At 63.1% G+C, this 19048-nt stretch carries 12 protein-coding genes; 8 read left to right on the top strand and 4 right to left on the bottom strand.

The genetic code is table 11. The features are described 5' to 3' along the window. Nucleotides 1-42: 42 nt before the first annotated feature. The 3 genes from acuI to KNJ79_RS15285 form a co-directional block, all read right to left on the bottom strand. Nucleotides 43-1026 (bottom strand): acrylyl-CoA reductase (NADPH), encoded by a 984-nt coding sequence (gene acuI / locus KNJ79_RS15295; RefSeq protein ID WP_317151711.1) that lies wholly within the window; start codon nucleotides 1024-1026, stop codon nucleotides 43-45. Nucleotides 1027-1093: 67 nt separating this feature from the next. Further along, nucleotides 1094-2122 carry a phosphotransferase family protein gene (locus tag KNJ79_RS15290; RefSeq protein WP_317151710.1) on the bottom strand — a complete coding sequence of 343 codons (1029 nt, stop codon included), beginning with the start codon at nucleotides 2120-2122 and terminating at the stop codon, nucleotides 1094-1096. Further along, on the bottom strand, nucleotides 2119-2538 hold the full coding sequence (locus KNJ79_RS15285) for a RidA family protein (RefSeq protein WP_317151709.1): 420 nt from the start codon (nucleotides 2536-2538) through the stop codon (nucleotides 2119-2121). Before KNJ79_RS15285 ends, KNJ79_RS15290 begins: the two co-directional genes overlap by 4 nt. A gap of 610 nt (nucleotides 2539-3148) precedes the next feature. Between KNJ79_RS15285 and KNJ79_RS15280 the strand changes: the two genes are divergently transcribed. Both KNJ79_RS15280 and KNJ79_RS15275 read left to right on the top strand, forming a co-directional pair. Further along, nucleotides 3149-4864, top strand: coding sequence for a class I adenylate-forming enzyme family protein (locus KNJ79_RS15280; RefSeq protein ID WP_317153934.1), 1716 nt, complete (start codon nucleotides 3149-3151; stop codon nucleotides 4862-4864). A gap of 68 nt (nucleotides 4865-4932) precedes the next feature. After that, nucleotides 4933-5775 carry a phytanoyl-CoA dioxygenase family protein gene (locus tag KNJ79_RS15275; RefSeq protein ID WP_317151708.1) on the top strand — a complete coding sequence of 281 codons (843 nt, stop codon included), beginning with the start codon at nucleotides 4933-4935 and terminating at the stop codon, nucleotides 5773-5775. A gap of 171 nt (nucleotides 5776-5946) precedes the next feature. Here the strand turns inward: KNJ79_RS15275 and KNJ79_RS15270 are convergent, their stop codons facing one another. Then, entirely contained in the window at nucleotides 5947-7308 is a 1362-nt protein-coding gene (locus KNJ79_RS15270; RefSeq protein WP_317151707.1) for an NAD(P)/FAD-dependent oxidoreductase, read from the bottom strand. Between the two features lie 340 nt (nucleotides 7309-7648). Here KNJ79_RS15270 and KNJ79_RS15265 point away from each other — a divergent pair, with 340 nt between their 5' ends. The 6 genes from KNJ79_RS15265 to KNJ79_RS15235 all read left to right on the top strand — a co-directional run bounded on the left by KNJ79_RS15265 (nucleotide 7649) and on the right by KNJ79_RS15235 (nucleotide 19038). Next, complete coding sequence (locus KNJ79_RS15265; protein ID WP_317151706.1) at nucleotides 7649-9145, top strand: flavin-containing monooxygenase; 1497 nt, start codon at nucleotides 7649-7651, stop codon at nucleotides 9143-9145. A gap of 192 nt (nucleotides 9146-9337) precedes the next feature. After that, nucleotides 9338-11545, top strand: coding sequence for a molybdopterin-containing oxidoreductase family protein (locus tag KNJ79_RS15255; RefSeq protein ID WP_394357130.1), 2208 nt, complete (start codon nucleotides 9338-9340; stop codon nucleotides 11543-11545). Between the two features lie 137 nt (nucleotides 11546-11682). Then, a complete protein-coding gene (locus tag KNJ79_RS15250; protein WP_317151705.1) occupies nucleotides 11683-12516 on the top strand; it encodes a phytanoyl-CoA dioxygenase family protein in 834 nt (277 codons plus the stop codon). A gap of 85 nt (nucleotides 12517-12601) precedes the next feature. After that, entirely contained in the window at nucleotides 12602-13948 is a 1347-nt protein-coding gene (locus KNJ79_RS15245; protein WP_317151704.1) for a protoporphyrinogen/coproporphyrinogen oxidase, read from the top strand. A 298-nt stretch (nucleotides 13949-14246) separates the two neighbouring features. Next, complete coding sequence (locus KNJ79_RS15240; protein ID WP_317151703.1) at nucleotides 14247-16106, top strand: FAD-dependent oxidoreductase; 1860 nt, start codon at nucleotides 14247-14249, stop codon at nucleotides 16104-16106. Between the two features lie 544 nt (nucleotides 16107-16650). Further along, on the top strand, nucleotides 16651-19038 hold the full coding sequence (locus KNJ79_RS15235) for a TonB-dependent receptor plug domain-containing protein (protein WP_317151702.1): 2388 nt from the start codon (nucleotides 16651-16653) through the stop codon (nucleotides 19036-19038). Nucleotides 19039-19048: the final 10 nt, after the last annotated feature.

Genomic DNA, 19048 nt, shown 5'->3' with positions numbered 1-19048 from the left:
CCCGGCGGCATATATCTGCGAAATATATGCGCCGGGTTTCGCTCAGCGATTGACGTCGACGATGAAGCGGCCGCGCACCTCGCCCGACATGAACCGCGCGGCGACGTCGACCGCCTCGGAGAGCGCGATCTCTTCGGCAATGACATCGAGCACATCCGCGTCGATGTCATGCGCCAGCCGGTCCCATGCCTTGAGCCGCAGAGCCTTCGGCGCCATGACGCTGTCGATTCCGAGCAGGCGAACCGAGCGCAGGATGAAAGGCAGGACCGTCGCGGGAAAATCCATGCCCTGCGCAAGCCCGCACGCCGCGACCGCTCCGCCGTAGCGCGTCTGCGCGCAGGCATTGGCGAGCGTATGGCTGCCCGCGGCATCGATCACGCCTGCCCAGCGCTCTTCCTGCAGGGGCTTGCCGGGCTGATCCATCGTTGCGCGGTCGATCACGCGGTCCGCGCCGAGATGCTCGAGATAGGCCTGCTGATCCATCTTTCCGGTCAGCGCCGCGATGTGGAACCCGGCCTTTTTGAGAAGCGCGATCGCGACCGACCCGACGCCGCCGGTCGCGCCTGTGACCAGTATTTCGCCGTCGCCCGGCGCTACGCCGGCTTCGACAAGCGCATCGACGCACAGCGCGGCGGTATATCCGGCAGTTCCGATCGCCATCGCCTGCGCCGCCGTCAATGCCGCGGGAAGCGGAACGAGCCAGTCGCCTTTCACGCGCGCTTTTTGCGCGAGCCCGCCCCAGTGAACCTCGCCGGCGCCCCAGCCATTGAGCACGACCATGTCGCCGGCCTTCCAGTCGGGGTGACGGCTCTCGGTGACGATCCCGGCAAGGTCGATTCCCGGGATCATCGGATATTTCCGGATCACCGGCGAGCGGCCGGTAATCGCGAGACCGTCCTTGAAGTTGAGCGTCGAATAGGCGACGTCGACCGACACGTCGCCGTCGGGGAGTTCATCCTCGGCAAGGCTTTTCACGGCGACGCTCTGTCCGCCTTCGGTCTTGTCGACCATGATCGCTGCAAACATCTTATTCTCCTCAAGATCGGCGTGGCCTTCGCCGGATGACATCGGGCAGTCAGCTGCCCCGACGAGTTCAGATCGGGCGCAGGCCGCATGCGAGCCTTGCCTGCTGCCAGCCGAGCTGCGCGAGTGTGCCAAGCTGCGCCACTTTCTCGGAGGCCGTCGCGCTCGACGCATTGCCTTCGAGCATGCGGCGCTTGATACCCTGCAGGATCCCGACGAGACGGAAGAGGTTGAAGGCGAAATACCAGTGCAGGTCGGGTTCTCTCCTGCGGCCGGTGCGTTCGCAATAATGCTTCACGATCCCGGCAAGCGACGGAATGCCTTCCGCGTCGAGATCGATCCCGCCGAGGCCCGACCCGCCTTCATGCGGCATCACCCACGCCATGGCGAAATAGGCGAAATCGGCGAGTGGATCGCCGATCGTCGCGAGTTCCCAGTCGATCACGGCGCGCGCGCGCGGCGCGTCGGGCGCGACGATCACATTGTCGATCCGGTAATCGCCATGGATGATCGCCTTGCGGTCCTGCGCCGGGATGGTGAGCGGCAGCCAGGCGATCAGCTGCTCGACCTCGGGAATCTCGTCGGTCTGCGCGGCGCGATACTGCTTCGTCCAGCGATGAACCTGCCGTTCGAGATAGTTGCCGGGGGCGCCGAAATCACCGAGACCCGCCGCCTCATGGTCGATCATGTGCAGCGCCGCGATCGTATCGACCAGCGCGTGGTAGAGTGGACGCCGGTCTGCAGGCGCGAGGTCGGGCAGAGCGCCGTCCCAGAAGGTCCGGCCTTCGACCCGCTCCATGAGATAGAATTTGGAACCGATGACATCGGCGTCGTCGCACATCGCGACCGGGCGCGGCGCGGGAAAACCCGCGGGCGCGAGCGCTTCGAGAAGGCGGTACTCGCGGTCGACGGCGTGCGCCGAAGGCAGAAGCTGGCCGAATGGCTGCCGGCGCAGCACAAGGCTTTGGTCGCCGGCATCGAGCCGATAGGTCGGATTGGACTGCCCGCCGGGAAATTTCTCGAGCCGCGCGACCGGCGGCAGGGCGGGAAGGGCGCCGCGCAGCCAGCGCGACAGCCCCTCCATGTCGAGGTCGCTCATCTGTTCGCGGCGGACCCGGCGACCGCGACGGCCCGAACCTCGAGGAGCAGCCCCGGCAAGGCGAGGCTCGACACGCCGAAACCGGTGATCGCGGGGTAGGGCGGCCGGATATATTCGTCCTTCACGCGGTAGAAGGGCTCGAGATCGATCGATGTATCGGTCAGGAGGAGGGTCAGCTCGACGACATCGTCGAGCGTCGCGCCCGCCGATTCGAGCACGGTCTTGAGATTCTCGAATGTCAGGCGCGTTTGCGCTTCGATCCCGTCGGGCACCGTCCGATCGGGCGTCACCCCGACCTGACCCGACACCCAGATCATGTCACCCACCCGCATCGCTTGCGAGAGACGATATTGGTCCGCGGCCCCCTCGGTGCCGGGCGGATTGAAGGACTGCTGCATTCCGTTGCTTGCGCTCATCGTCTGCTCCCATTGGAAATTGATATCGGGCGTGCGTACTCCGGTCACGGGAGTTGCTGTCGCCCGGGAGCGGATACCAATTCCCGCAATTTTACGCAACATATGTTGCTATAATTTGCGGGCTGTCGGATTCGGCGTGAGGAACTTTATCCAGCGTAGCGGAACAGGCAGTAGCCCTGACGCCGGATCAGGCGGACCGCGGCAAGATCGTCCTTGCCGCTGCCCAATACTATCAGGCGGCAGAAGGTCCATGGCCGGAGGGTGTCCGGAAGGCTCCCGCCGCATCCGTCGCGCGTAAGCGCGCCGACGCCGCCCGGGGCCACAAAACAACTGACGATCATGCGATTCTCTCTGCGGAGCCGTCGGGTCTTGTCCTGCTCCCGTTCGGCAAACAGTTTTTATAATGACAAGTGTTATATAAAATGCAATGCCCGGATTTGAGGGGTGCTGGAGAGGGGGATGTGCGGGTTGCCGGCGGCCGGCTTTCGCGCCTTCATGGCCGCTTCAGCACCGGACCGGCGAAGCCGGCCGCCATATCGATGGAGAGTTTGCCTTGACCGATGATCTCAGCCACGGACCCGTCGTGCCGCTCGATCCCGAGTGGCCGAAGATGTCGCTCGCCGAAGCAACCGCCGCCCTGACCGCACCGGGCGCGCCGTTCGAAATGGAAACGATCACCGTAGGGGGTATTGCGACCCGGGTCTGGAAAAATGCGCCGCATGACCTCGGGGAATTGCTCGACCTGTCGCGCGCGCATGGCGAGCGTTCGTTCACGATCCTCGATGACGACCGTGTGAGCTTCGAAGCAAACTGGCTCGCGGCCGCCGCTTTCGCGCGGGCCTTGCAGCAGATGGGCGTAGGCAAGGGCGATCGCGTCGCCTTTGCGATGCGCAACCTTCCCGAATGGCCGATGATCTTTTTCGCGATTACCTCGATCGGCGCGATCGCGGTGCCCCTGAACGCCTGGTGGACCGGTGGCGAACTCGCATACGGAATCGGCGATTCGGGGGCGAAGATCCTGATCGTCGATGCCGAGCGTCATGCCCGTATTGCCGACCATCTGGCCAAGCTGACGGCAGTCGAAAAGCTGATCGTGGCGCGCGCCGACGCCGTGCCCGAAGGCGCGGTCGCGCTCGAGGCGATCGTCAGCGCCCCGAAAGACTGGGCGAACCTTCCTGCGTTCGACCGGCCCCGGGTCGAACTCGCGGGCGATGACGATGCGACGATCTTCTACACGAGCGGAACGACGGGGAATCCAAAAGGCGCACTCGGGACCCATCGCAATCTCGTGACCAACGTCCTGTCGGGCGGCTTCTCTTCGGCGCGCAGCGCGCTGCGCCGCGGAGACCCGCTGCCCGAGCCTGCCCCGCGGACGATGTTGACCGTCATTCCCATGTTCCACGTCACCGCCTGTTCGGCGATGCTGATGAGCGCGATGACCATCGGCCACACGACGGTGTTCATGCGAAAATGGGAGCCGGTGCGCGCGATGGAGATCATCGAGCGCGAACGGGTCAATGTCACCGGGGGCGTGCCGACGATCCCCTGGCAATTGATCGAGCATCCCGATCGCGCGAGCTATGATCTCTCCTCTCTCGAAGCGATCATCTACGGCGGCGCGCCCTCGGCCCCCGAACTGGTCCGCCGTATCTATCAGGAGTTCGGCGCTCTTCCGGCGAATGGCTGGGGGATGACCGAGACGATGGCGACCGTCACGCACCATTCGTCGGAGGATTATCTGAACCGCCCGACGAGCGCGGGGCCGCCGGTCGCGGTCGCCGACCTCGAAATCCGTGCCGACGACGGGGTGACGGTGCTGCCGACCGGCGCGGTGGGCGAGCTGTGGGCGCGCGGGCCGATGATCGTGAAGGGCTATTGGAACAAACCCGAAGCGACCGCCGAAACCTTCGTCGATGGCTGGGTGCGCACCGGCGACCTTGCGCGGCTCGATGCGGAAGGGTTTCTCTACATCGTCGACCGCGCCAAAGACATGGTGCTGCGCGGCGGCGAGAATATCTATTCGTCCGAGGTCGAGAATGCGCTCTATGAGCATCCCGCAGTGACCGACTGCGCGATCGTCGGCATTCCGCACCGCACGCTCGGCGAGGAACCCGCGGCGGTCGTGCATCTCGCGCCCGGTATGACCGCGACCGAAGCCGAACTGCAGGACTGGGTGCGCGCGCGACTCGCGGCATTCAAGGTTCCGGTCGCGATCCGCTTCGTCGCCGAAACACTGCCGCGCAACGCCAATGGCAAGATATTGAAAAAGGAACTGAAGGCCCGGTTCGCCGACCGGGAGGACGCAGCTTCTCTCAATTTATTATAACAATCGTTGTGTAAAAGTGACGGAGATGTTAAAGCACGAGTCGCGATCAAGACTGGGAGTGCTGCAAAATGAATTCTGCGCTGCGACAAAGCTTTGAGGAGGATGGTGCGGTCCTCGTGAAAAACTGCCTCGACGAAGGGCAACTGGCGTTATGCCGCGAGGCGTTCGATTGGGCAGTGGAGAATCACGGCCCCAATGCCACGATGATGTTCGAAGGCACCGAGCAGAGCTCGCATGTCGACAACGCCAATCCCAATGCCAAGGAGCGGCTCGACGAGCTGGTGACCAAGCTTCCGTTCGGCAAGATATTCTCGGAGCTCTGGGGTTCGAAGCATGTCTGGTATTTCGCCGAGGAGGTCTTCCTGAAGGCCGGCGGCAAGAGCGGGCGGACGTCCTTCCACCAGGATACCTCCTACCTGCCGTGGACCGGCAAGCATTGGGGGAACGCCTGGATCAGCTTCGAGTCGGTACCGAAGAAAAACTCGCTCGAGATCGTCAAAGGATCGCATCGCGGCATCCAGTATGACGGCCCGAATTTCGTCGATCCGAAAGATCCGACCCAGCCGCTGCACGGCGAAACGGCGGTTCCCTTCCTCCCGCGGCTTCCCGACATCGATGCCGAACGCGAACGCGATCCCGGCAGCTTCGAGGTCGTCTCCTGGGCGGTCGATCCCGGCGATGTCGTCCTGCTTCACCCGCACTCGCTGCACGGCGGTGCGCATGTCGATGCCGACTTTCCGCAGCGCCATACGCTGGTGTTGCGCTTCTTCGGTGACGATGCCTTTTATCGTCCGCTTCCCGAGCACAGCGAGTCGGGCTTCCCCACGCAAGGCATCCTCTTCGTCGAGGAAATGGCCAAGCTCAAGGACGGCGACCGGTTCCGCTCGCCGGTGTTCAAACAGCTGGTCTGACGCCGCGCATCCGCTGCGGGGAATGGAGGGGCGGATCGCAATGGGTCCGTCCCTCATTCCTGTCGGTAAAAACCCCGCAACGCGGGTGAGGCAATCATGCCGCTTGCGCCGAACGCCTCCGCTATCCAGGCAGGAATGAGCAGACCCCCGGCGGGCTCGCCTGCCTTCGGACTAGCTGTTCCGGCGCACGCGTCGATTGACGCGCTCATCCATGAAATGCGCGCCGCCGAGCAGCGACTTGATCGCCACCCACTGCAGCGGTTCGGGTAAGGTCGACGGCGTCTTGTGCTGGAGCGCCGCATAATAGGGGTGCGTCTCGCCCTTGATGCGCTCCGCCAGCAGCAGGCCGACGAAGGACTGGGTGCCGACGCCATGCCCCGAGCAACCTGCGGTATAATGGATGTTGCGATGGTCGCCCGTTGCGCCGACGACCGGGAGCCCATCGTAGGCGAAGCTGATGTAGCCGCTCCAGCTCGACCGGATCGAAACGTCGCGAAGCGTGGGAAATCGCTCGTAGAGCGCGACCGCGAGGTCGCGGTAGGTCGGCTTGGCCGCGATGTTCGGCGTCGATGAGCCATAAGCATAGTCGAGACGCTTCGTCGTGATGACGAGGCTGTTGTGTGCGGTCAGGCGATGGCTTTCCATCACGAGATGCTGGGTCGTGATGCCCTCGCGGCCGTGCCAGCCGAGGCTCGCAATCTGGGCATCGGAAAGGGGCTCGGTTTCGATCGCGGAAACGCGAAGCGGGGCGACCTTGTCGCGCAGCAGCCCGAGTTGCGGCGTGTAGGCGTTGGAGGCGAGCACGAGGTGCGGGGCATGAACGACGCCCCGGTCGGTTCTGCACGCGATCGTTGCGCCCTCGCTGAAGGAGCGGACCGGGCTGCTTTCGTAGAGCTTTACGCCTGCCGCTATCGCCGCGCGCCGCAGGCCCGAGACATATTTCCCTGGATGAAGCGTGCCTCCCCCGGGTGTCGCATAACCGAAGAGGAAGGCGGGCGGGATGCCGCGCGCGCGCATCTCGGCCTCGTCGAGATAGCGGGCAGGGGCGCCGAGCTCGATCCCGAGTTCCATATTCGCGCGCAGCACCTTCTGCTGCGACGCGTGGACGCCGGCGCGGATCAGCCCCGAGCGAATATAATCGCAATCGATGCCATATTGATCGAGTTTCTGCTCGACATAGGCAACGCCGTCTTCGAAATAGCGGACGATCCGCGAGACCTGTTCGCGGCCTACGCGCTTCATGAACAGATGATAGTCGAGACCCTGTCCGCCGGCGAGGTAGCCGGCGTTTCGCCCGCTCGCTCCGAAACCGGCAAATTCCCGTTCGAGAACGACGACCTGCGCGCCGCGCGCGGTCAGTTCGAGCGCGGTCGACAGCCCGGCGAACCCGGCACCGACGATGACTACATCGGCGCTGACCTCGCCTTCGAGCGCGGGTTGAGGATCGGACGGCCGCTCGATCCATCCTCCGATCGGGCGATAGACATCGGCTGCGCGGGAAATCCGGGCTTCCATCTCTCGGTGCATACTCATATCCCCGCCTTCCCTTCTCCGCGATAATTTATAATATCGATTGTTATCTTAATAAGCCGGGTCGGGCTGCGACGCAAGGCGAATAGGTCGCAGCCCGTCCGGCGGCCTTCGGCGGCGTCCTGCGGAGGCGACGGTCGCCGTGCCCGTAAAGCACGGCGGCATCGGGGACGGCGAACCGGGCCGGCTGCCCGCGCGCCTCCGGGCCGGGACCGTCCGGAAGAGGCGCGCCGGCAGATGGAAAATTTAAGTAACAGTCGTTGCGTTAAATGTCGAATGCGCCTATGATGAAAAGAAGAAAGTGCGCGGTCGCTGCTGCGCCGGACCGGGAAGGGTAGAGGCAATGGCCGAAGCGGACTTGAATGTGGCGTGCCGCAACCTCGATGTGCTGATCGTCGGCGCGGGCCTTTCGGGCGTCGGCATGGCGGCAACGCTCCGCCAGAAGAATCCGCGCGAAGATATCCTCATCGTCGAGCGCCGCTCCGATGTCGGGGGGACCTGGGCGCTGTTCCGCTATCCGGGCATTCGGTCGGACAGCGACATGCACACGCTCGGGTTCGAATTCGAGCCATGGCGCGAAGACAGGGCTATCGCGGGAGCGGACGCCATTCTCCAATATATGAACCACACCATCGACAAATATGATCTGCGCCGGAAAATCCTGTTCGGCCACCGCGTCGTGTCGGCCGACTGGCACGGCGGGGAAGCGCGCTGGCGCGTCCTTCTCGAGGATCAGGCGGGCGTCCGGCAACTCGTGCGCGCACGCTTCTTCCATCTGGGCGCGGGCTATTATGATCATGACGAGCCCTACGACGCGGCGCTGCCCGGGCGCGAAGCTTTCGAGGGCGCGCTGATCCACCCGCAATTCTGGCCCGAGGATCTCGATTATGCGGGCAAGCGGGTCGTCGTCATCGGTTCGGGCGCGACCGCGGTGACGCTCGTTCCCGCGATGGCCGAACGGGCCGCGCATGTGACGATGCTTCAGCGGACGCCGACATGGGTCGCCATTCTTCCGTCGCGCGATGCGCTCGCCAACGCGATGCGCAAGCTGATGCCCGCGAAACTGGCTTATGCGCTGACGCGTTTCAAGAACACGCGCTTCCAGGACTGGATGTTCAGGCGAATGCGCAATCGTCCGGACAAGGCGCGGAAATTTCTTCTGAAACGAATTTCCGCGCAACTCGGCACCCGTTTTCGCGCCGCCGACTTCACCCCTCCCTACGATCCCTGGGACCAGCGCCTGTGCGTGGTGCCCGACGGTGACCTGTTCGCGGCGATGAAGGCGGGGAAGGCCGATGTCGTCACCGATCATGTCGAACAGATCGAGGCGGACGGCATCCTGCTGCGATCGGGGCGCCGGTTGCCGGCGGATATCATCGTCACCGCGACCGGCCTCAAGATGGTTCTGGGCGGCAAGATCGCGATGTCGGTCGACGGACGGCCGCTCGATTTCAGCCAGCATTATTTCTACAAGAGCTGCATGCTCTCCAACGTCCCGAACATGACGTTGTCGCTGGGCTATTTCAACGCGAGCTTCACGCTGCGCCTTTCGCTCGTCGCCGACTATGTCTCGCGTCTGCTCGATATGATGCGCGGCGTCGGCGCCGATATCGCAACGCCGACTCTCCTCCCCGGCAAAGAGCCCGCCGCAATCGAACCCTTTGAGATGACCTCGGGCTATCTGCAACGCGCGCGCGGGGTGATGCCGAAAAGTGCATCCTGCCTGCCCTGGCGTCTCGAGCAGGATTATCTGACCGACCGCCGCTGGATGAAGAACAGCCCGGTCGACGACGGGATATTGACGTTCGACCGCGCGCTGGCGGGCGTCGACCTTCGCTAACAGTGCCGCATCAGTCCGCGAAGCGGTTCGCGCAACGGCCACCAACGGCCGTTCGAGGCCAACCGATGAGACCGAGATCGGCAACGTTCTTCAAACGAATCGACTGCCGAACCGGAAGTCTCATTGTAATTAAAAATAACATATGTCATCTTTAATTGCTGATACGGTGAATTGCTATGAAAGCGATCGACGATGGCGGACGATGACACGGTAAAGAAGCACGCCATTTGCTTCGCTTGCGCTCAACAATGCGGCCATATCGCCGTTGTGCGAAGTGGAGAGGTGGTGCGATTGATGGGTGATCGCCAACACCCGCGAACAGCCGGCTTCATCTGCCCCAAAGGCGCGCAGGCGCCGCAACTGCATAATTCGCCCGATCGGCTCCACTATCCGCTGAAGCGGCGCGGCGCGCGCGGCGCCGGCGAATGGGAGAGAATCTCCTGGGATCAGGCGCTGGACGAGATCTCCGCGAAGATTCTCGCGCTTGCCGAAACCCATGGCCCTGAAACGATTGCGCATTCTTTTGGCACGATCCGTAGTTCGGATTGCGCCATCGGCACGCGCTTCATGAACCTTCTGGGCAGTCCCAACGCCGTCGCGCAGGACAAGATCTGCGTCGGGCCGACCGCGCTCGGCGAGTTTCTCACCTATGGCTTTGGTCCCTCCTTGCCGGCGCTTGAAGCAGGCATAACGGAATGTTTCGTGCTCTGGGGCTCGCGCCCGATGCAATCCGCGCGGCCGTCGTGGAGATCGAAGGAAGCGGCCCTGGCCGGGGACACGCGCCTCCTTGTCATCGATTCGGCTCGGACTGAAGAAGCCCGCCGCGCCGACCTTTGGCTCCAGCCGCGCCCCGGCACCGACGCGGCGCTGGGCATGGCGTTTCTGAACGCGATCATCGACGCGGGCCGGATCGATGCCGACTTCATCGCCCGCGAGACGGTGGGATATGCGGAACTCACGGAGCGGGCGTCCGAATATTCGCCCGAGCGGGTTTCCGCCGTCACGGGGGTGCCCGCCGACGACATCCGCAAGGCCGCCTATATGATGTCGGGAAGCGGTCCGACCGCTTTCATGGCCGGAAACGGTTTGTGCCAGGCGGGCGTTACGGCCGTCCAGCATGGCCGGATTCTCGCCTGCCTGATTGCCATCACGGGAAACCTCAACCGTCGGGGCGGGAATTTTCTGGCAGGCCCGCCGCGCGACATTCTCGCCAATGGCGAATGGATGGCGACCGATGCCCTTCCGCCAGCGCAGCGTGCCAAGGCCCTTGGGGCCGACCGTTTCGCGAGCATCGGCCAACATGACCGGCTTGACGAGCTGGTCGGTCGGGCGTGGTACGGCAAGCGCGGAGTCGCGCATTGGCTGTCCAGCGCGCATGAACCGACCTTGTGGGAAGCCATACTCGTTCGCGATCCCTATCCGGTGCGGGCGCTGATCGTTCAGGGACATAATCCGGTTGGGGGAAGCCCCGATACGGCGCGCGTTCGCGAGGCGCTGCTGAGCGACAAGCTCGAATTGCTGGTGGCGCATGATCTGTTCCTGAACGCGACGTCCGCACTGGCGGACTATGTGCTGCCCGCGGCGCACTGGATGGAGAAGCCCTATTTCTCGATGGGCGGCGCCTCGCTTGCGTGGTCAGGCGACTATGTCGAGGCCAATTACGCCGTGATCGCTCCCCAATTCGAACATCGCAGCGACTATGATTTCTTCCGCGACCTCGGCTGGCGATGCGGGCAGAGGGAGCATTGGCCGGAACGGGCAGAGGAATTTTTTGGGCAGGCGCTCGCGCCGGCCGGGATGAGTTTCGATCAGGTCGCCGCACATCATGGTCCCTTGTCGGGCGCAGCCGCGCGTCATCCGGACCACGCCGGTCCGCCGGCGCCTTCCGCCACCGCCTATGGGACACTTTCCGGCAAGGTCGAGTTACGAAGCGGGTTGCTCGAAGAATGGGGGCAGGATTCTTTGCCCTATTTTCGGCGCCCGCACATATTCGAACGGGCGGCGGCCTATCCTCTCATTCTTGTGACCGGCGGCCGACAGATCGAGGGATTTCACCAGAGCGCGCAGCAGACAGACGCCTTTCGCCGCAAGAACCCGCACCCGTTCGTCTCGCTGCATCCGGATCTCGCCGGCGACCTTGGGGTCGACGAAGGGCAATGGGTCACGATCGAAACGCCGGTCGGCCATGTGCGGCAGATGGTGCGTTTCGACGATCGCCATCAGCGAGACGTGGTCCATGCGGATCGCTGGTGGTATCCCGAAGGGGAAGCGACCCCGGAAGACTCATTCGGCGTGCTCGCAACGAGCATCAATGTTTGCACCAGTAACGATCCGGGAGATGTCGATCCGATCATGGGGTCGTGGCTGATGCGTGGGCTTCCCTGTCGCATCGCCCGCTGATTTGTCCCTGCCGCAGCAGTCGGGCGGACGCATTCCGGTCGGAATATCGATCGATCTATGCGGTCGCTCACCCCAATTGACATATAGAAAACAAATGTTATCTTATTATGAATCAAATGTCCGGCAGGGAGGATGGCGTGCAGGTTTCCGAGCAGCAGAAGCAGGATCTGGCCATCGACGGCGCGATCGTTCTTCGCGGCCTGTTCTCGCCCGAACGGCTTGAGCGTCTTCGCGAGGCCTTCGACTATGGGATTGCTCATCCGAGCCCGCTGCACGGCTATGCCTACAGGGGAACCGACCAGGAAACCTTCAACGACTATGGCAATTACGAGAACCGCGCCGTTCACCTTCAGACCGTCAAGGATCTAGGCCTCGGCGAGCTGGTGGCGTCGCTCTGGGGCTCCAGGCATGTCTGGTTCGTCGGCGAGGAGCTTTTCGTTAAAAAGGGTGGCCTCGGGGGCCGTTCGCCGCGGCACCAGGACAATTCCTATTCGCCGGTGGAAGGTCCGCACCTTCTCAACATCTGGACTTCATTCGAGAAGATTCCGCGCAAGAATGCCCTGGAGTTCGTCCGTGGATCGCATCGCGGAATCCAGTATAATGGCACATCGTACAACGACGCCAACGACCATACGAAGCCGCTCTGGCACAAGACAGACTGGCCGCGGCTGCCCGACATCGAGGCCGAGCGCGCCAAAGATCCGAATTCCTGGGATGTGTTCACCTTCGATCTGGATATCGGTGATGCGCTCATATTCCATTCGGGAATCTTGCACGGCGGAGCGCCGGTCACCCCGGATTGTCCCACGCGCCACACGCTGGTCTACCGCTTCCATGGCGACCAGACCTTCTATCGACCGCTGCCGGTCGAAGGCGGCAGCAGCTACGAATATGACATCAGCGGCATCAATGATCCCTCGCTGACGCCCGGCGAACCCTATCGCTCCAAATATTCCGACCAGTTGCTCTGAGCCGGGCCGGCCGTCGCACACCCCGCGGAGCCGCGACCCGCGCCGCATGACGAGCGCTCCGCTTTCAAATGCCCGGGAGGAAAAAATGCCGATCGTTACCGAAATCAACAAGGCCGACGTGATTGTCGTCGGCGCGGGCATTACCGGGCTTTCCACCGCTTATGCCGTCCAGAAGGCCGGGCGCAGCGTGCTCGTGCTCGAGGCATCCGGCCATGTCGGCGGACGGATCATGACCCGCGAGCGCGGCGGCGACAAGGTCGAGGTCGGGCAGCAATATGTCTTGTCGACATACGACAATGCGCTGGCGCTGATCGACGAACTCGGACTGACAGGCGACCTGATCGAGGAGAAGACCGAGGCCATTCAATATATCGACAAGAAGGGCAAATCGCACATCGTCGAAGGCGATGCCGATCTGCTCCGGTTCCTGGGAGTCCGAGGCGCTGCCGATCTCGCCCGGGCCACGCTGCAACTCGGGACGTTGGGGAAATCCTATCCCACGTACGACCTCGAAACCTGCGTCGAGGAATATGACGCTGTCACCGCGCAGGAAGGACTGGACTGGGCCGGCGAAAAGTTCCGCGACTTCGTCCTGCGTCCGATGTGCTACGGCAGCGCGGGCACCTTTCTCGATCACCTCAGCCTGTTCGATGCGGTCCGGCTGTTCAGAAGCAATCTGAAGAAGCCGAAACATTATGGCTTCCGCCACGGCAATCTGTCGTTGCCGCGAAAGCTGGCCGAACATGTCCCGGTGCTCCTCAACGCCGAAGTCAGCGGTCTCACGGTAGAGAATGAGAAGGTCACGGGCGTCGCCCTGGCGGACGGTCGCAGCGTCGAAGCCGGTCACGTCATTCTCTGCACGACGCCCAATGCGGCCGCACATATCACCCCTGAACAGTTCGCGCGTCCCAAGGCGTTTCTCAAGGACTTCCATCACACCCGTCTGGCGCTGGCCTATTTCTATCTCGATCGTCCGGTCGAGAGTGCCGGGGTGAGCTTCGGCATCGCCTATCCCGAAAAGCGCTACTTCAACCTGTCGATCAACCATACCGCCATGCGCCCGTTCCTCGTGCCGAGCGGCAAGGCGATTATTTCGGGCTGGTCCGCATATCCCGATGCATCCGACCTGCTCGCGCAGTCGGATGATGAGGTTCTGGCGCGTGCGCTGGAGGAATTGAAGCTCTTCTACCCGGGGCTTTCGGCCGAATGGGTCGAACATGCCGAAGTGGTGCGGCACGACTGGGCCTATGCGCGGCAGGCTCCGGGTGATTGCAAGCGGCTTCTCGAGTTCCGCGACGATGCCGTGCGGCACGCGGGTCTCTCTTACGCCAATGCCGACTATAATCTCGTTTCGCTCGAATCTGGCGTGATCATGGGCAAGCGCGCGGCCGAGCGGGCGGTCCAAAGCCTCGGCGAGCCGGTCGCAGCCTGACAATAAGGCGTGCGGGGGGCGTCGCGGCCTGCCGCCGCCCTTCCTTGATCGCGCCAAGGATCGGGCGACGGAAGGGGCAACTCGATAGAGATCGAGAATATCGCCTTCGGCCAGAAGCAGTGGCGATCGCCGCGGTGGTGGGTGGCTCATCCCGCGTGACTCCCGGGCGATATCCTGTTCGTCGACCATATCCCCTGAGGGCCACCGGCAAGATTGACAAGAAGACCATTTGCCCGGGTCTCGAAGGCTATGAACCGCCCTTCGAGATCGAGCGCAGACAGCAGGAAGGAGCCTCGCCATGTCAGGACATATGCAAGTAGAGGACGCCTTTCCCGCCTTCCTGGTAGAGGCGGAGGATTTCGCCGATCACGGCGGCTGGGTGCTCGATTCGCAGTTCGAAACGCAAATGGGATCCCCTTATCTTCTCGCACACGGACTCGGACGCCCCGTAGCCGACGCCGTCACCGAGGTCCGGGTCGAGAAGGCCGGAGAATATAAGGTCTGGGTTCGCTGCAAGGACTGGGTTCCCGCGCATCATCCCGGCACCTTCAGGCTCGTCGTGAATGGCAAGCCGCTCGAAACCGTATTTGGTGCAGATGGGAACGACTGGTCGTGGGTATCGGCGGACCGGCTCGATCTCGCGGAGGGCGCGCTCACGCTCCGGCTACAGGATCTGACCGGTTTCGACGGACGGTGCGATGCGATTTATTTCACCACTGGCGATGATATTCCACCCAACGCCGTCGACGACGAGAGCCGGGCCTGGCGGCGGCGGCTTCGCGGCCTTCCGGACCATCCGGTCGATATGGGCGAATATGATGTGGTCGTCGTCGGTGGCGGGATATCCGGCTGTGCTGCAGCGCTTGCCGCGGCGAGACTGGGACAATGCGTCGCGCTCCTCCACGATCGCCCGGTATTGGGAGGGAACGCCAGCAAGGAAATCGGTCTGATGCCGCGCGGAGCGCAGGGCGCGCTCCTGAAGGAGCTTTCCGAACGCACGCCCGATGGCGACCTGGCTGCGATATCGCTGCTCGAAGCCGAACCTCTTGCATCGGTGTTTCTCGAACACCGCCTCGTTGCGGCCAGGACCGACGACAAGAGGGTCGTGTCCGTGGACACGGTATCGGCGCGCGGCGGTAAGGAAAGTCGCTTTGCCGGCAAAATGTTCATTGACGCGAGCGGTGTTGCGATCATCGGCCTTCTCGCGGGCGCCGAAACGATGTTCGGCCGCGAAGCGCGGTCCGAGTTCGACGAAGGTTATGCTCCCGAAACCGCCGATGCGATGCACCACGGGAACACATTGTTCTTCCGCACGAGGATGGCGGAGAATCCTGTCGACTTTCCGGACGTTCCCTGGGCGATCGAGGTGGCGAAGGATTATGCCAACCTCAGCGGCCAGCTGATCCGCCCCGGCCTGGAGAACGGGAAAGGCCCCAAGGCCGGCGACAATCCCAACACACCCGAATTCAAGTTCCGGCCCGATGGGGGCAGTTTTCCTGCGACCCATTTCTGGGAATATGGCCAATGGCTCGACCCTTACACTTCGGGTGAGGAAGTCAGGGATTATCTCATGCGGGCGCTTTATGGCACCTTCTCGAACGTCAAAAGGATGGCGCCCGAGGAATATGCGAATCTCGAACTGGAGTGGATGGCGTTTGTCGCCGCGCAGGGCGAATTCCGGCGCTATCGCGGCGACTATGTGCTCACAGAAAACGATATTCGCGACAATGTCCATTTCGACGACACGCTGGTCGCGAACGACGGAGCCTTCTGTATCCACTGCGCGTGGGAGCCCGGCGAGGGCGAATATGATTTCCGCCTCAAGGACTGGATCTTCGACGAACGCGACCGGTCGTCCTACGAGATTCCGTATCGTTGTCTCTATTCGGCGAACATCGAGAACCTGCTAGCGGCGGGGAAGCATATCAGCGTTACCCATGTCGCTGGCTCGGCGACGAAGCTGATGGGCAATGGGGCGCAGCATGGCGTTGCGGTGGCGGCGGCGGCCTATCTTTGCAATCTCCACGCGACGACCCCGCGCGGGCTCTACGAGGAGCGGTTGGGCGAACTGCGCTCGCTGGTACGCGGCCTCACGAGCTGCGACCACGATATGGAGAACCATCCGCCGCGCCGGAAGTTCGAGCGCGTGCCGGGGTGATGCCATCGTTCTCCGCGCCACCAGGGGCCGAGCCGTCATCGGAAGCTGGATCCCGCCGAGGCGCGCGCGGCGACGCAATGGGCTGCAAGATGGCGACCTTCTATGGCGTCGAATGGCTGGCGCAGGACGATGTGTGACCTTCGGAACGATCAAGGCACCGCGGAGCACATCAGCGTGGTTATGCTCGGCGCGAAGGTCGCGATCTCGTAACCTTCTCGACGGCATCGCGCCCGAGGCTATCGATATCTTGAAGGACCGTTCGGTCAACAAGCAGGTTTTCGGTAAGCCCCAATCAGGTTGCTCGGTGCCTCAACGGAGTGTGTTGGGACTCAAACCATTCCATCAAAAAGATTGGGGGGCACTGATGAGGGCGCCGGCATGGACGCCGCTATCGAAGCCGGTATCGTAATCATTGTTGCGCGGATTGCCGGCCGCTATCGGCCAGCGCCTGCCACGAGGCCGGCGACATGCCTCTGTCACATTGCATAACTAGGGCGCCCGGGAACCAGACCATAACTCTCCCGTCGCGTTCCAAGGAGCATTCATGAAAAGCCTTACCGCCTGCGCGCTTGTCGCGCTGCAATTTGCTGCGCCCTCGGCAGCCTATGCCGAGGATTTCGCTTCGGCCGATGCAGGGGCCGATGCAGGGGAGGTTGACGTTGACACGATCATCGTCACCGGCACGCGCGATGCGCAGCGCACGCAGTTCGACACGCTGGCGCCGATCGACGTGTTGCCGTCCAGAACAATCGACGGCAGCATCTCCGACGATCTGTCCGACACGCTCGCGCAGTTGCTCCCGTCGTTCAACGTCCAGCGTCTGCCGGCCGCCGACGGGCTCGCTTTCGTTCGCCCGGCGACGCTGCGCGGCCTGTCGCCCGACCAGACGCTCGTGCTGGTCAATGGCAAGCGTTATCACCGGTCGGCGCTACTTGGAACGCGCGGTGCCCAGGCTGCCGATCTTGCCACTATTCCCAATCTGGCGATCAAGCGCGTCGAAGTGCTGCGCGACGGCGCCTCGGCGCAATATGGATCGGATGCGATCGCCGGCGTCATCAACATCATCCTCGACGATCAGCCGGGGATGGATGCCTTCGGGCAATTTTCGCAATATTATGAAGGCGACGGGGCGAGCTATCAGAGCGGCGCACAGGGCGGCATCGCGCTCGGGGACCGTGGCGCGCTCGTCTTCACCGGCGAATTCACCAAATCGGACGCGACCTCGCGAACGCGTCAGCGTCCCGATGCCGAAGCCTTTCAGGCTGCGCACCCCGAACTCGACGTTCCCGATCCGGTCCAGCGCTGGGGCCAGCCCGACCTGCGCTCGGTGCGCGGAGCGGTCAACGCCGGCTATCAGATCGCCGAGGGCGTGACCGTTTACGCTTTCGGGACGATAACGGATGGCGAAGGCGTCACCGATTTCAACTGGCGCAATCCCGCGAATACGGGGAATGTCTATAATCCCAGCCCCGCCTTTCCCGATTTCAGCTTCACCGACATCTATCCTGCCGGCTTCACCCCGCGCTTTGGCACCGACTATGACGATTATCAGGCGGTGGGCGGATTTCGCGGCGAAGCGGGCGATGCCTTCACCTACGACCTCAGTGCGTCGGCCGGCCGGAGCCGCATTGATTACAATATGCAGGAATCGCTCAACGCGTCGCTCGGCCCCGACAGCCCGACCAGCTTCTATTTGGGGCGGCAGCGGCAGAGCGAATTCAATCTCAACGCCGATTTCGTCTATCGCCTGCCGCTCGGTCTCGTCGAGCCCGCGAACATCGCTTTCGGAGCCGAACGGCGCAAGGAAACCTATGCCATCTATCCCGGCGACCCCGCATCCTATGCGATCGGGCCGGGCGCAGCGTCGGGTCTGGCGCCGAACAGCAACGGCTTTCCGGGCTTCAGTCCGCTGAACGCCGGCGAATGGTCGCAGACGAGCTATGCGGGCTATGTCGACGTCGAACTGCGACCGGTCGAAATGCTGACGCTGGGTGCCGCCGGCCGCTACGAAGATTTTTCCGAGTTCGGCGACACGTTCAACTACAAGCTGTCGGCGCGTCTCGAGCCGGTTCGCGGGCTTGCATTGCGCGCGACCTATTCGACCGGATTCCGCGCGCCGACGCCGGGTCAGCTCAACGCCGTGAACACGACGCAGGGCCTCGACACGACGACGCTGGAAATCTTCAATCGCGGCCGTTTGTCGCCAAGCGATCCGATCGCGATCGCACTCGGCGCGCAGCCGCTTAAACCGGAAAAATCGCGGAACCTGACCGCAGGCCTGACCTTCCAGTCCGCCTTCGGCCTGACGGGCAGCGTCGATGTCTATCAGATCAAGCTGCGCGATCGTTTCGGCCAATCGGCAACTTTCACGGTCCCCGGCGACTTGCCCAATCCGCAACGCTTTACCGCCGTCACCTATTTCACCAATGATTTCGACACGCGCACGCGCGGCGTCGACGTGGTACTGGGCTATGCGCATGATGTCGGCCCGGGGCGTGCCGACATCAATCTGGCCTATAACTACAACGAGACAAAGGTGACGAGCGGGACGACCGCGGCGATTGCCAACGAAACGCAGCGGGTGCTGTTCGAGGACCGGTTGCCAAAGCATAATGCCACCGCGTCGCTCGGCTATACCGTGGGCGCATTCGGCTTGCAGGCGCGGGCGCGCTATTATGGTGCATGGACCGACGTCAGCGGCAATGCGACCGGGGAGATGTTTCAGCGTTTCGGGTCGATGCTGCTGTTCGATCTGTCGGCGAGCCTGAAGCTGAACGACCATCTGACGGTTCGCGCCGGCGCCGAGAATATCTTCGACGCCTATCCCGACGAAGCGACGAACCAGGCGGTACGGGGCCTCATCTATTCGCGCAATGCGCCCTATGACACCGACGGCGGCCAATATTATGTCCGGCTCGGCATCACCTTCTGAGGCGAAAGGC

This window comes from Sphingopyxis indica, from assembly GCF_032879645.1.
Lineage (GTDB): Bacteria > Pseudomonadota > Alphaproteobacteria > Sphingomonadales > Sphingomonadaceae > Sphingopyxis > Sphingopyxis indica.
Note: the sequence above shows the minus strand (reverse complement) of the source record. Positions and strands in the feature narration are given on the sequence as shown.